11 protein-coding genes are annotated in these 13,452 nt (G+C 32.3%); 9 read left to right on the top strand and 2 right to left on the bottom strand.

The features are described from left to right. Positions 1–124 precede the first annotated feature (124 nt). Genes ACP5O9_RS05430 through ACP5O9_RS05470 form a run of 9 tightly spaced genes read left to right on the top strand, consistent with a single transcriptional unit; the run spans position 125 to position 9,702 of the window. Positions 125–1,762, top strand: coding sequence for an NADH-quinone oxidoreductase subunit C (locus ACP5O9_RS05430; protein ID WP_353685474.1), 1,638 nt, complete (start codon positions 125–127; stop codon positions 1,760–1,762). Further along, positions 1,744–2,238, top strand: a complete 495-nt coding sequence (locus ACP5O9_RS05435) for a 4Fe-4S dicluster domain-containing protein (protein WP_424905375.1) — start codon at positions 1,744–1,746, stop codon at positions 2,236–2,238. The genes ACP5O9_RS05430 and ACP5O9_RS05435 overlap by 19 nt, the downstream gene beginning before the upstream one ends. A gap of 2 nt (positions 2,239–2,240) precedes the next feature. After that, on the top strand, positions 2,241–3,698 hold the full coding sequence (locus ACP5O9_RS05440; protein WP_428723580.1) for a hydrogenase 4 subunit D: 1,458 nt from the start codon (positions 2,241–2,243) through the stop codon (positions 3,696–3,698). After that, a complete protein-coding gene (locus ACP5O9_RS05445) occupies positions 3,698–5,761 on the top strand; it encodes a complex I subunit 5 family protein (RefSeq protein ID WP_428723581.1) in 2,064 nt (687 codons plus the stop codon). Before ACP5O9_RS05440 ends, ACP5O9_RS05445 begins: the two co-directional genes overlap by 1 nt. Further along, on the top strand, positions 5,758–6,672 hold the full coding sequence (locus ACP5O9_RS05450) for a respiratory chain complex I subunit 1 family protein (RefSeq protein ID WP_428723582.1): 915 nt from the start codon (positions 5,758–5,760) through the stop codon (positions 6,670–6,672). Before ACP5O9_RS05445 ends, ACP5O9_RS05450 begins: the two co-directional genes overlap by 4 nt. A 1-nt stretch (position 6,673) precedes the next feature. Continuing rightward, complete coding sequence (locus ACP5O9_RS05455) at positions 6,674–7,324, top strand: hypothetical protein (RefSeq protein ID WP_428723583.1); 651 nt, start codon at positions 6,674–6,676, stop codon at positions 7,322–7,324. Further along, positions 7,314–8,768, top strand: a complete 1,455-nt coding sequence (locus ACP5O9_RS05460; RefSeq protein ID WP_428723584.1) for a complex I subunit 5 family protein — start codon at positions 7,314–7,316, stop codon at positions 8,766–8,768. Before ACP5O9_RS05455 ends, ACP5O9_RS05460 begins: the two co-directional genes overlap by 11 nt. Before the next feature lie 12 nt (positions 8,769–8,780). Beyond that, positions 8,781–9,251, top strand: coding sequence for an NADH-quinone oxidoreductase subunit B family protein (locus ACP5O9_RS05465; RefSeq protein WP_424905380.1), 471 nt, complete (start codon positions 8,781–8,783; stop codon positions 9,249–9,251). Then, the gene (locus ACP5O9_RS05470) at positions 9,244–9,702 is read left to right on the top strand and encodes a hydrogenase 3 maturation endopeptidase HyCI (protein WP_428723585.1); all 459 of its coding nucleotides are present in this window, start codon (positions 9,244–9,246) and stop codon (positions 9,700–9,702) included. The genes ACP5O9_RS05465 and ACP5O9_RS05470 overlap by 8 nt, the downstream gene beginning before the upstream one ends. Positions 9,703–9,711: 9 nt before the next feature. Here the strand turns inward: ACP5O9_RS05470 and rgy are convergent, their stop codons facing one another. Further along, on the bottom strand, positions 9,712–13,110 hold the full coding sequence (rgy, locus tag ACP5O9_RS05475; RefSeq protein ID WP_428723586.1) for a reverse gyrase: 3,399 nt from the start codon (positions 13,108–13,110) through the stop codon (positions 9,712–9,714). 37 nt (positions 13,111–13,147) lie between these two features. Further along, complete coding sequence (locus tag ACP5O9_RS05480; RefSeq protein ID WP_428723587.1) at positions 13,148–13,390, bottom strand: hypothetical protein; 243 nt, start codon at positions 13,388–13,390, stop codon at positions 13,148–13,150. Positions 13,391–13,452 lie beyond the last annotated feature (62 nt).

Here is a 13,452-nt window from a genome sequence, read left to right on the forward strand (position 1 = left end):
TCCTCTGACAAAGTTATTATTTTTAATGAACAGACTCAATTTTTTGGTAACATTTAAATAAATTATACCAAAATTAAATAATTATTATTTACAATTAAATCACTTTTATGAAATAATTCATAATATGAGGCAAATCACAGAAAATATTATAAATCTAACTAATAAAATTGAAACCATTGATGAAAATCTTATTATCCACGCAAATCCTTTTCAAATAAAAGAAATTGCAAAACTGCTTGTAATGCAGCAAGCAAGATTTATTCATTTAACCGCTATTGATTTTATCACTCAAAAAAATCAAATTGAACTTAATTATTTTTTCTCCCTTATTGATTATAGAATGAATATAATCGTGAAAACATCTTTAGAACCGTCAGACCCTACAATATCATCAATAGCAGAGATAATCCCAGCTGCAGTATGGGCTGAAAGAGAATGCAATGATCTGTTCGGTATAAAGTTTGAAGGACATCCAGATCCAAGAAAGCTTGTTCTTCCCGATGACTGGCCAGATGGAATTCATCCTTTAAGAAAAAATTTCTCTTACAACAGCAAACCTCCTAAATCAAAACAACCTTCACTGCTTAAGAAACCAGAAGAAGGTAAAACAGTTATCCCAATTGGACCATTTTATCCTTCTCTTGAAGAGCCTGCATATTTTAGATTGATTGTTGATGGAGAAGAGATTGTTGATTTTGATTACAGAGGATTTTATGTTCATAGAGGGATTGAAAAGCTTGCAGAGAGTGCTTTGAATTATCAGCAGATTCCATTCCTTGCCGAAAGAATTTGCGGAATATGCGGGTTTGTTCATTCCTGTGCTTACTGTCAGGCAGTAGAAAAAGCTGCTCAAATTGAAATTCCTTTAAGAGCTAAGTTCATCCGTAGCATGTTTCTTGAACTGGAGAGACTACATAGTCATCTTTTATGGGTTGGGCTGGCAGCTCATATTGTTGGTTTTGATACACTTTTTATGCAGGCATGGAGAATTCGTGAACCTGTAATGTATATTTGTGAAATCATTACGGGAAATAGAAAAACATATGGAATAAATATTATTGGAGGAGTAAAAATTGATGTTCACCCCCAGCATCTTAAGGACATAGAAACAGTAATCTCTCAAATTGAAAGAGAAGTAAAAGAACTCAGAGAGATTATTCTTGATGATGAAGTTATACAGGTAAGATTTAAAAATGTAGGGATTCTAAAGCAGGATGATGCTAAAAAATACTGCGTATGCGGACCTCTGGCAAGAGCTTCAAGTATAAATATTGATATGAGAGTTAATTTTCCCTATGCTGCCTATTCTGAGCTAAATCTCAAAGTTCCTTTAAGTAAAGAAGGAGATGTATGGGCAAGAACAATTGTAAGACTTGAAGAAATTTTAATTTCAATAAATATTCTCAGACAAATTATTGAAAATATACCAGAAGGACAAACATCAGTAAAGATTCCAAAAATTGAGCCATGGAAAGAGGCAATATCATACATTGAAGCACCAAGAGGACAGCTTTTTCATTATGTTATGACAGGCCCTGAAGGAAGACCATATAGATGGAGTGTAAGAGCTCCGTCATATCAGAATTATCAGGCTCTTTCTGTTATGCTTAAAGGAGCCTCGATAGCTGATGCTCCTTTGATTATTGGAAGTATTGATCCATGTTTTTCCTGTACTGAAAGATATGAAGTTATTGATTTAAAGAGACAGTCTGTAAGGGTTTACACTTCGGATGAATTGAAAAGATGTTTAAAAGTAAAATAAAAGCACTTTTACTTTCATCAAGGCATAAAAAAATCACGAAACCTTATCCATTTGTTCCTGTTACTCCACCTGAAAATCTAAGAGGAAGACTTGAAGTTGATTCAAATAAATGCATTGGATGTGGAAGTTGTGTTCGAATATGTCCTTCAAGATTAATAACCATTGAAGATTATGAAGATGTAAGAATAGTGAAATTTTCTGCAGGCAGATGTATATATTGTGGAAGATGTGCTAATGTTTGTCCTGCAAAAGCAATCCGAATTACCAATGAGTATGAACTTGCCACTGACAATAAAAAAGATCTTGAAATTGTTATAAAAATAAAAATGGTAAAGTGCCTTATTTGTGGGAAACCTTTTATTTCATTAAACATGTTAAATAAACAAATTGATAGACTTCAGGACAAAAGCGAAGAACAAATAAACAAGCTTAAAATATGTCCTGAATGCAAACAAAAACAGCTTATTAAGGAGTAAGTATGGATTTTCTTGCTTTAACATTAATCATGCCTTTTATAGGAGCATTACTGGCTTATTTATTCAAAAATAAAGCAGAATTTATTTCCTCTCTGTTTTCTCTTATTACTCTTCTATTCAGCATATTCAGTATTTTTGAAACATCCTTTTCAAAAGTAAAGATTTATTACACTTTTTCACTGTTTAAATGGCTTTCCGCTGAATTAAATTTTGGACTTCTTTGTGATCCTCTCACATCAATTCTACTTATTCTTATTACTGTAATTGGCTTTTTTGTAATCTTTTACTCTCAAGGATACCTCTCTCCTTTAAATGTTGAACATCCATTTTATAAACCCTACGGAAGTTACTACTTTCTTATGCTCCTTTTTATAGGTGCAATGGTTGGAATAGTTACAGCAGTTAATTTCTTACAATTATTTTTCTTCTGGGAAATAACAACCCTTTGTTCATGGGCATTAATTTCCTATACAAAAGAAAAAAAGGCTTTGTTTTCAGGATTAAAGGCTTTCATAATGACTCACATTGGAGGGATTGGTTTTTTAATTGCTCTTGCTTTAATGTATTATCAGGCAAAATCCTTTGATTTCTCGGTAATTGATTCTCTATCTTCATCCAGCAAATTTATTGTTTTTGTTCTTCTATTTTTTGCAGCCACTGCAAAGTCAGCTCAGATACCTCTTTTTACATGGTTACCTGATGCAATGGTTGCTCCAACCCCGGTAAGTGCCTATCTTCACGCAGCTGCAATGGTTAAAGCAGGAGTTTATTTAATGGCAAGAATTTATCTTTCAAATTATTATTTAACAGAGAATGAAGCCTTTGTTGTAGGGATTATTGCCATTTCAACAATGATGCTGTCTGTGATTTTATATTATTTTCAGGATGATCTGAAAAAACTGCTTGCCTACTCAACAGTAGGACATCTTGGATATATTTTTTTAGGTGTTTCCTTAGGAATTTATGGTTCAAAAACAGCAGGGGTTGGAGGAATTTTTCATGTAATAAATCATGGATTTGCAAAAGGATTGCTTTTTCTGTCAGTTGGTGGAGTTGCCTATGTAACTGGTTCAAAAAGTATTAAAGAACTTCAGGGTGTTTCAAAAAAATTTCCTCTTTTTACTGGGTGTTTTCTTATAGGAATGTTTGCAATAATAGGAGTACCACCTTTTTCGGGATTCTGGAGCAAATTCATGATTTTTACAGGAGCCTTTGAAATTAAAAACCTCTCTGCAAATGTTTTTGGTGTAGTTGCAATTCTTGAGAGCATTCTTGCTTTTTGTTGGTATATTTTTGTTGGACATAAAGTTTTCTTTGGTGAAGCTTCAGAAAAGGTAATGAAAGCCAGTAATAAAGTCCCTTTATCCATGAAGTTCAGTTTGATAATGCTTTTAATTTTGAGTTTGATATCTCCTTTAATTGGTTATCCTTTTATTGAAGTTTTAGTAGGAGGCCGTTGATGCAGTATATTTATATTTCATTTTTATCTTTGTTTTTAGGAGCAGCCTTAACATCATTCATTAAAAATAAAAATTTTTCTGGTTTTTTAACAGTTCTTTTCACAGCCATATCCTCGATATTTCTTTTTTATATCTCAATAAATACAATCGCAGGAAACAAAATCATTGAGGATGAAGTTTTTTCACTTAAGCCCTTATTAAACTCTTCCTGTGTTGTAAGCATTGATTACCTTTCTGCTTTATTTCTTATGATAATTTCTCTGGTTTCCTTATGTGTATCTTTGTTTTCCTGGAAGTATCTTAATGTCTATAAAACAAGATCTTCAGCAAGATTCTATCCATTTCTAATGTTGCTTTTTATTTCATCTGTTGGAGTAGTATGTGTAAAGGACATTTTATTTTTTATCATTTTTTGGGAGTTTATGACAGTAAGTTCATGGTTTATTGTTGTTTTTGAAAGAGAAGAAAAATCAGCAATAAAAGGAGGACTTCAATATTTCATAGCAACGCATGTGGCAACAGCATTCTTAATTCTTGCCTCTGTAATTCTTTATTCATACAGCAATGATTTTTCTTTTACAGAAATAAACAAAAGCCTTGCACTTATCATAAATTATCAGCCAGGCATTGCTCATTTTATTCTATTTTGCTTTTTTATTGCTTTTGTGACAAAGGCTGGAGTTCTTCCTTTCGGATTCTGGCTACCAAATGCATATCCACAACCTCCCTCATCAGCTTCTTCTTTCTTTGGTGGAGTTATGTCAAAGCTTGCAGTGTATGCTCTTGTGAGATTTTTTTGCTCGGTACTACCTCTTTCTTTTCATACTCAGGTATGGGGATTTGTTATTGCAGTATTTGGAGTTTTCTCAATCTTTATTGGAACAATTGCAGCACTCACTCAGGATGAAGCTAAAAGACTCATGTCCTTTCATGCAATAGGACAGGTAGGATACATGCTCTTAGGGATAGGTGTTGGACTTTATTTTATAAAAATTAATCCATTTCTTGGTGCTGTTGCGCTGGTTGGAGGGTTGTTGCATGTTTTTAATAACTCTATTTATAAAAGTCTCTTATTTTTGAATGCAGGCTCTATTTTTTACAAAACAGCAACTACTGATCTTAATAAAGTCTCAGGATTGATAAAAGTAATGCCTGTTACAGCGATAACTGCTCTTGTTGGTTCTTTATCAATTGCAGGAGTTCCGCCTTTTAATGGTTTTATATCAAAACTGCTTATTTTTGAATCCTCAATCTGGTCAGCAAAACAATCAGAAGTCTTCTTACTGATAAAAGGAGCCTTTATAGTTTTCGGAATTATATCTATTTTTATTTCTGCAGTCACTTTAGCATCATTTCTTAAATTTGTAAACTCTGCTTTTATGGGAAAGCTTCAGGGAGCAGTTGATGAAAAAAGAAACATACCCTTGCTCATGACTCTTCCTCAGCTGATACTTGCAACTGTTTGTGTTTTAACAGGTTTGTTCCCAATCATTCCTCTAAAACTTATTTATGCTGGTACTGTGTCTTTATTTAATGATTTACCTGATTTTTCATTAATTTTTGGAGATACTTTTGCTGGAGTAAGTATAAGTTTTTTAAAAAACTATTCGCAAGGAGCATGGTTTCCTGTCTTTGTTATAATTCCTTTAATAATTCTTTGTCTTTTAATATTTTCCTTTGAAAAATATGCTCAAGCACCAAAAAGAGAAGTAAAAACATGGTATGGAGGAAAAGAACATGTTCCTGAAGAAGTAGCATACAGAGGACACAGTTTTTATCAACCCTTTAAAAACCTCGTTAGCTTCAGAATTGGAAAAGTTCAATTTAAGGGATTTTATCCTGTCACAACTCCATCAATAAAAATTTCAGTATCAGAAAAATTTTTAAAAATTCTTCAACCAGATGAATGGCTTTATTATCCGCTTGCTAACAAGTGTGTAAAACTTTTTGAATATGTAGAGAAAATATATGAATTAACTACTAAAAAATACATTGCATGGCTGATACTTGGTAGCATAGTAGTTATGGTTTTACTGTTTTATATTTCCGGGGGAAAACAATGAATTTAAAATTCATAATATATTCATCGATTGTAAATATATTTGTTGTTTTGTTATTATCTCCATTTTTTGATGGATTCACAAGAAAAGTAAGAGCATTGATACAAAGCAGAGTAGGACCTCCTCCATTTCAATCATATTATGACATTGTCAAGTTAATGGGTAAGGAAGATCTCAAATCAACTATAAATCCACTCTTCAGACTTTCACCTTATCTTTCTGTTGTAAGCATTGGGATGGCATCTCTTTTAATTCCCATAACAGGATTAATTCCTCCATTAAACTTTTGGGGAGATATATTTCTTTTCATTTACATAATTACAGTTGTTGGAATAGCTATAATTATTACTGCCTCTGCATCAGAAAATCCCTTTGCTTACATTGGTGCTTCAAGAAAAATGATGCTACATCTTTCAGTTGAGCCAATTCTTGCAATTGCTCTTATAACTGGTGCTATAAATGCTGGTTCATTTAAAATTGGAGAGATAGTAACATGGTATTATTCAAATGGTCCGAATGTATCTATGCTTCTTGCCACAGTATGTGTATTTCTTTCACTTCAGGCATTAATTGGTAAGATTCCTTTTGATATATCTGAAGCTGAACAGGAGATTGCAGAAGGAGTCTTGATTGAATTAAGTGGCCCCAAATACGCCTGTGTTAAATGGGCAAATATGTCAAGACAGGTTCTTTTCTGTCTTGTTTTTACTCAAATTTTTGTTCCGTGGACCCACTTAGAAAACTCTTTATTGAACACAGGTATTGCACTGATAAAGGTTACAGCGCTTGTTTTTGTAAGTACTCTTATTGAGGCTTTAAATCCAAGACTTAGAATTGACCAGGCGCTGAAATACAATCTGACTCTTGCTCTTTTTTCATTAACATCTATATTTCTTGCTCTTTTAGGAGTTTAATATGGCAATGATCTATATAGCAATTTTATTTTTTACTCTTCTTGCAGGTGAAGTCAAAAATTTGAAAATTTCAGTTTTAAGCCTTATACCTCATTGTCTTTTTATTGTTATCGCAGTTTTTACCATTGCATATATAAATGAAATATCATCTCTCTATCTAATAGGAACAGTTGACTTGCTTGTAAGGGCTATTTTAATGCCTGTTTTTCTATTTAAGTGTCTGAAAAATAGAGTTGAAACAGAAGAAAAACCATCAATATCCCTTCCTCTTTCTATAGCTTTATCAATAGTTGTTCTTTCTGTTGGTTATCATTTTATTGAAATATTCAAAACCTCTCAATTACATCAAGTGCTTTCAAGTTTTTCCTGCGGATTAACTCTTTTTATTTATGGTTTATATCTTCTTCTATCAAAAAAAGACATGGTTAAAATGATCATAAGCTTTTTCATTATTGAAAATGGCATTCACTTCCTGATAATAAGCATGATTCCTCATATGTCCAAACTTATTGAAATTCTATTAACTTTCAATTTTATTGTTGCAGTGCTGTTTTTTGTTTATCTTACTGTTAGGTTAAATGAAGTGTTTGTTCAAGAAGAAATTAAAAAATTCAAAGAATCAAAATCCCAGAGGACGAACAATGAAACTTGATGTGATATTTACTTTAAGTTTTGTTGCTCCAGCTTTAGGCTCTTTAATAATTTTCTTTTTTGGTAAAAGAGGATTACTAAAAGAATTTGTTTCTATTTCCTCAATAATTTTGTCTCTACTGGGCACAGCTCTATCATGGAATTCATTGGCTTTATCAGATCAAAAAGCTTTATGGTATGGACAGATCTTTTACATCGATGGATTAAGCATAATCATGCAGTTAATGGTTGAGTTTGTGACTCTGATGGTGATTTTATATTCGCCTAAATACATTGCCAGGGTTTATAGCCACAGAAAAGAAAATTTTCATACTTATTACAGTATGATAATTCTCGGAGCAGCATTTATGAATCTTGCATTCAGTCTGAATAATCTTTTCTTGGTTTATATTGCCCTTGAGTTGAGCAGCATTCTTTCAGTTTATCTTATTGTTTTTAAATTAAATAAGGAATCATTGAGAGCTGGTTTTAAATACTTTATTTTAGTCAATGTAGGCATTCTTTTCAGTTTACTCGGAATTATTTTACTTTTTTACTCAACAGGGAGTCTTGTAACAGTAAGTAACATTGGAGAAGTTATTAAGAACCTTCCCAGAAATATAGCTTTACTGTCTGGATTTTTATTTATTGTCGGATTTTTTACAAAGGCAGGATTAATTCCATTTCATCTGTGGTTGCCTGACTCCTATGCAGAATCACCTTCAGCTGTAACAGTATTCTTAGCCGGTGCAGTAACAAAGCTTGGATTTTATGGATTACTCAGAACTGTAACAGTGTTGTCTTTTAATTATGAAGAAATAAAGCATCTGGTGATAACACTTGCATCATTAAGTATGTTGGCTGGAGCTATTCTTGCATTTAATCAAAGGGATATTAAAAAAATGATTGCATACATAAGTATAAGTGAAATGGGATTTATAGTATCAGCTTTAGTTTTAAAAACATATGAAGGAATCTTTGGAGGCCTTTTCCATCTTATTAATCATACACTTATGAAAGGAGTTCTGTTCTTTTCAGTAGGTGCAATAATTTATGCTACTGGAAGTAAAAAAATTGAGGAAATAAGAGAATTGATAGGAAAAGTGCCAGCCATTACGATATTCTTTTTCATTGGTTCACTGGCAGTAGGAGGAATGCCTCTTTTTGCAAGCTTCTTAAGTTCAATTACAATATTTATTTCACTTGCCAGTGAAGGCTTTTTATGGGTATCAATAATTTTAATTATATCAGAGTTTGTCTGCACTATTGCTCTTTTAAAAACTGCCATATCAATATTTTGGCAAAAAAAAGAAAAAAGCGAGTTATTCAAAAGTTCTATACCTTTTTCAATGATATTTTGCACTGCAGTGTTTGTAATTTTGGTTATAATTTTTGGAATTTACCCAGAAATTATTTATCCTGTGATTGACATTGCAGCAAGAGGAATTATTAAAATAGCGGGTTAAAGGAGGCTTAAAATGTCCTTACTTAAAAAATTAGCTCAAAAGGCACTCAAAAAATCAATATGGATATTTCATGTAAACACTGGAGCATGTAATGGTTGCGATATAGAACTCCTTGATATTCTTACTCCTTACTATGACATTGAAAGATTTGGTATGAAAATAGTGAGTTCTCCACGTCATGCAGATGCGCTTGTTATTTCAGGACCTGTAACAAGACCTACTGTAGAGTTTGTTAAATCAGTTTATGAAGCAACTCCTGAACCAAAGATTGTTATTGCTCTTGGCTCCTGTGCCACAGCAGGTGGTATCTGGTTTGACACCTATAATGTAGTTGGCGGAGTTGATAAAGTGATTCCTGTAAATCTATATATACCTGGATGTCCTCCAAGACCAGAGGGTATTATCTTTGGAATTGCTCAGGCAGTTGGGATATCAAAAAAGAAAATCAAACCTATTGTAGCTGAACAAATTGGAATTGAATGAATTTTTAAATAACATCAAAGGGAAAGTTATCATCGCAGGAATAGGTAATCCTTTAAGAGGAGATGATGCGGTAGGGTTATATATTGTTAAAGAATTAAAAAATAAAATCAATGCTGTTTTAATTGATTGTGAAGACAGGCTTGAAAGATTTATTGAAGAAATAATTCAGCATAAACCAGATACAATCATTTTTATTGATGCTTTACATATGCATCATGAACCTGGCTGTGTAGTTTTTTTATCAGAAGAAAATTTGCAGCATCCAGAAATATCAACCCATCAGACTAATCTCAAAATGTGTATTGAATATATAAAAGCAAGAATTAAAACTAAAATTTTCATAATTGGCATTCAACCTGAAAATACAAATTTCGGAAACTCAATGAGTGAAAGAGTTTTAAATGTAGCAAAAATTTTAAAAGATATTTTAATTCAAGAAATAGGAAAATGAAAAAAATTTTTAATGAGTTCTTGTTCCTATAATCTGCCTGTATAAATCATAAAGTATTGTTTTATAATCAATCATACCTTCTTCAACTTTATCCATAAAGGCTTCAAGCTGCTGTGTAAAATCTTCGGAAACAAAATTTTTTATTTTTTCTCTATTATTTAAGTAAGAATACACTGCTTTGCCAAGCTCTGTAGGGATAAGAAATCCTTTAGAGTCAATAACATATTTTCTCTCAACGAGCTTTTCAACAATACTTGCATAAGTTGAAGGTCTTCCAATTCCTTTTTCCTTCATTTTTGCTACAAGTTCGCTGTAAGTGTAAGGATAAACTTTTGGTTGCTGTTTAAACTGTTTTGTATTTTCTACATTGAAAATACCTTTGATTTCTGGATAGGTTTCAATTTTTAAAATTCTGTTCCAGCCATCTTCAATTATTTCAGTTCGCAAATTTATTTTCTGTTCTTTATTCAATGCCTTAATCAGCATTTCACTGTATTTAGATCTAACTGGCTTCATCTGACTTGCAATAAATCTCTTAAAAATCATTTCATAAAGAAGAAGATGTTCCTTACTGAGACCTTCAATTTGGCCAGTTATAAGCATTGAGTTTAATTCCTCTGGTTCAATGGATTTTGTAGGCCTAATGCATTCATGAGCTCCTCCTTCAGCCCAGTTTCTCGGGGAAAAATATTCCAATCCAAATTCCTCTTTTATGAATTCTTTTGCTACATTAATTCCAGCATCAGAAACTCTTTGAGAATCTGTCCTGTGATAGGTTATAAATCCAAGTTCAAAAAGAGTTTGAGCAAGCTGCATTGTTTTTGGCAGAGAAAATTTATAAAAATCTCCTGCATCTTTAAGCATTGTATCAGTTCTGTAAGGAGTTTGTGGTAGCTCTATTTTTTCTTCTTCTGAAACAATTTCAATCTGAACTTCTTTTATACTGTTAAAAAAATTTATAGCTTCTTGTTTATCCTCAAAGTCAAAACTGACTCGCAGTTTTTTATTATTTCTTTCTATGAAAAACAAAACCTTATAAATTTTTTCCCTGTAATTTTTTTCTCTGTCAATTATCCATCCTAAAACAGGAGTTTGAACTCTTCCTGCTGAAAGTGTTTGTTTTCCAAAATTTTTTTGAAGCAGCTGAGAAAACTCAAAACCAACCCATCTGTCAGCAATTCTTCGGACAACTTGAGCTTTAACGAGATTTAAGTTAAAATCTCTTGGTTCTTTTAATGCTCTAATTATTGCTTTTTTTGTAACTTCGTGAAATTCCATTCTTTTTATATCGCTAACATAAGGTTTTAAAATCTCATGAATATCCCAGCTAATTTTTTCTCCTTCTGTATCAGGATCAGTAGCAATAAGAATTTGTTCTGCTTCTATGGCTATTTTTCTTATGCTTTTGATAATTGGTTCTTTACCTTCAATAGCTTCATAAATTGGAACAATTTCTTTGTCTACCAGAACTCCATAAAAAGCTTCATTTTTTACCAGATCAAGGATGTGTCCATATGAAGATGTTATCATTATGTACCTATCTTCAATAGATGTTTCAAAAATGTCGTGGTCAAAAACTTTTCTTCTTACAGGTTTGCCAAAAAAGTTTGCAATAGTTTTTGCTTTATTGGGGGACTCCACGATTATTAAAACAGGTTTAAGAAGATCTGTGCTGGGTTGAAATTTTCTGTGGTTTAAAAATTCTTTAATTTTTATCCTGTCTTCATCAATTTCTTTTAATGTGCTATCTAAATCTATCTCTGAAACGGATAAAAACTTTATTTCATCATTGAACCATCTTACTTTTTTGGCAAGATGTTTGAATGTGGCTCTGTCATCTACCAGGATCAGAGAAAGTCCCTTTGTTATTCCACCAGCATACATCCGTGAAGTTCTTCCGCTTGCCTGCAGATACCCTGTAGCATCAGATACTGTCATAAAATAACCTTCTTTAGTGAATTTAAGTGTTATCTCATCAGAGGAGTTTAGTAAATCCAGAACTTCTTTTGATGATAAAAATTTACCAATTTCCTCAGTCAGATTTTCTATTTTTTGTTTTAAAGATGGTTTAACTTCAACAAAATTTAGGTGTTGATATTTTCTCAGTTGACTGATCCAGCTGTTTATTTTCTGTGTGTATTCAGGAAGTTTTTTAACAATAAAAGAACGAATTGAAGATACTGCCCATAAGAGATGATTCAGATTTGATTCAAATTTTAAAGAGATAACAATTTTGGGAACTCCGTAAAAAAGAGCATATCTGACAACATGGGGCATATCAAATCCGCGAGCTAAGGGATTTTTATAAGAGGCTATGCCAACAAGAACATCTATTTTACCTTTTTCAAAACGAGATATCGTTGTATTATTTAATGTTTCATAGGATGCAGCTTTTATCCCATTTTTCTTAAGTTCATGCATAATTTCATCTATTGCTTCTCTGCCTTTGTCTGAGGAAAGAAAAACCAATCCTCCTTTGCCAAGTTTTTTAATCCATTCAACTAAAGAACCTTCTTCAGTAAAGGCATCAACAACATTTCTTAAATAAAATGTAGGAGTGCCAACTTCAAATCCCAGAAGTTCACGAAAAAGTTTTACTCTATTGGAACGAGGTTGAGTGGTGGCAGAAGATATTACAAGCACGCCTTTTTTATAATTTTTTACATTATCAAGCTCCTTCTGAATTTCCTTGATTTTTTCCCAGTCAGTATCAGTTTTTTTAGCCTTTGCTTTAAGCAAAATAAGTTCAAAAGCTTTTGCAATGTCAGATTGACAAAATCCGAGCAAATGGAGAACTTTGTCAACATTTTTCGCTGTTTTTAAGAAGGAATCAACATCGTCAACAAAAATAAAACTAAAGTTTCTGGGAAGTATTTCCTGATTTTTATACAGAAACATTGATGTGGTAACGAGAACCTTGAAATTCTCTTTTTTTAATCTTTCCTTAAGTTTTGCAGTTATTTCATTAAAAGCAAGAATTTCATCTTTAAGCCCAAAATCTTTTAAACGCTCACAGACCTGTTCAACAAGAAGCTTTGTTGGCACAATAATGTATGACTTTTTATTTTCTTTTGCAAGATATGATGCCACGGAGATTCCAAATGAAGTTTTACCAACTCCTGTTGGTGCTAAAAGAGCAAAAGAAATGCCTGAAAAAACTCTTTTTGCCCATGTTTTCTGAAGACTCCAGGGTTTTAATTTTAAATGATTTTCAAAGTGTTTTTCCCATTTTTGAACATCTTCATTGATTCGACAAATTTCTTTGTAATTTCCTGCTTTTATAAATTTACAGGGATCAGCATCCTGTTGAGGAAGGCATTTTTCGCAGGGAATGCCCTTTTGCAGTCTTTGAGAATTTATCTCACCACCGCAGTTAGGGCACAGGCCTTTAAACAGGCTTGGAATCATATAAAAGATTTTTATACTCCTCTTTTAATTTATATTTCTAAATCTTTCCACCTACTGTTTTTGAAAGACTTTCTATAAAAATTATAGCTTTAGGAATTTCATAAAAAGCAAGCTTTCCTCTACAAAAAGAGATTATTTCTTTTTCTGTTGCTTTTTCCCCTACCAGAGCTTCTTTTTCAGGAAATGACCATGTAACTCTTTCAAGTACATCACCAACAGAAATTCTTTCCCATCTATTAATTGCTCTTCTTCCATATAATGTAGTAACATCGATCTTCATATTAAAACTCCCTTTAAAGCTTATACTGAATTTGCCATCTTATAAATGTGGCATTCTTTGCT

Origin of the sequence: Thermodesulfovibrio sp. (genome assembly GCF_049969575.1) — a bacterium.
GTDB lineage: Bacteria > Nitrospirota > Thermodesulfovibrionia > Thermodesulfovibrionales > Thermodesulfovibrionaceae > Thermodesulfovibrio > Thermodesulfovibrio obliviosus.

What these genes read in the sequence shown, in the direction of transcription:
- ACP5O9_RS05460 (WP_428723584.1), top strand. Translation starts at nt 7,314, where the DNA reads ATGAAACTTGATGTGATATTTACTTTAAGTTTTGTTGCTCCAGCTTTA.
- ACP5O9_RS05450 (WP_428723582.1), top strand. Translation starts at nt 5,758, where the DNA reads ATGAATTTAAAATTCATAATATATTCATCGATTGTAAATATATTTGTT.
- ACP5O9_RS05455 (WP_428723583.1), top strand. Translation starts at nt 6,674, where the DNA reads ATGGCAATGATCTATATAGCAATTTTATTTTTTACTCTTCTTGCAGGT.
- ACP5O9_RS05440 (WP_428723580.1), top strand. Translation starts at nt 2,241, where the DNA reads ATGGATTTTCTTGCTTTAACATTAATCATGCCTTTTATAGGAGCATTA.
- ACP5O9_RS05435 (WP_424905375.1), top strand. Translation starts at nt 1,744, where the DNA reads ATGTTTAAAAGTAAAATAAAAGCACTTTTACTTTCATCAAGGCATAAA.
- rgy (WP_428723586.1), bottom strand. Translation starts at nt 13,110, where the DNA reads ATGATTCCAAGCCTGTTTAAAGGCCTGTGCCCTAACTGCGGTGGTGAG.
- ACP5O9_RS05445 (WP_428723581.1), top strand. Translation starts at nt 3,698, where the DNA reads ATGCAGTATATTTATATTTCATTTTTATCTTTGTTTTTAGGAGCAGCC.
- ACP5O9_RS05480 (WP_428723587.1), bottom strand. Translation starts at nt 13,390, where the DNA reads ATGAAGATCGATGTTACTACATTATATGGAAGAAGAGCAATTAATAGA.
- ACP5O9_RS05430 (WP_353685474.1), top strand. Translation starts at nt 125, where the DNA reads ATGAGGCAAATCACAGAAAATATTATAAATCTAACTAATAAAATTGAA.
- ACP5O9_RS05465 (WP_424905380.1), top strand. Translation starts at nt 8,781, where the DNA reads ATGTCCTTACTTAAAAAATTAGCTCAAAAGGCACTCAAAAAATCAATA.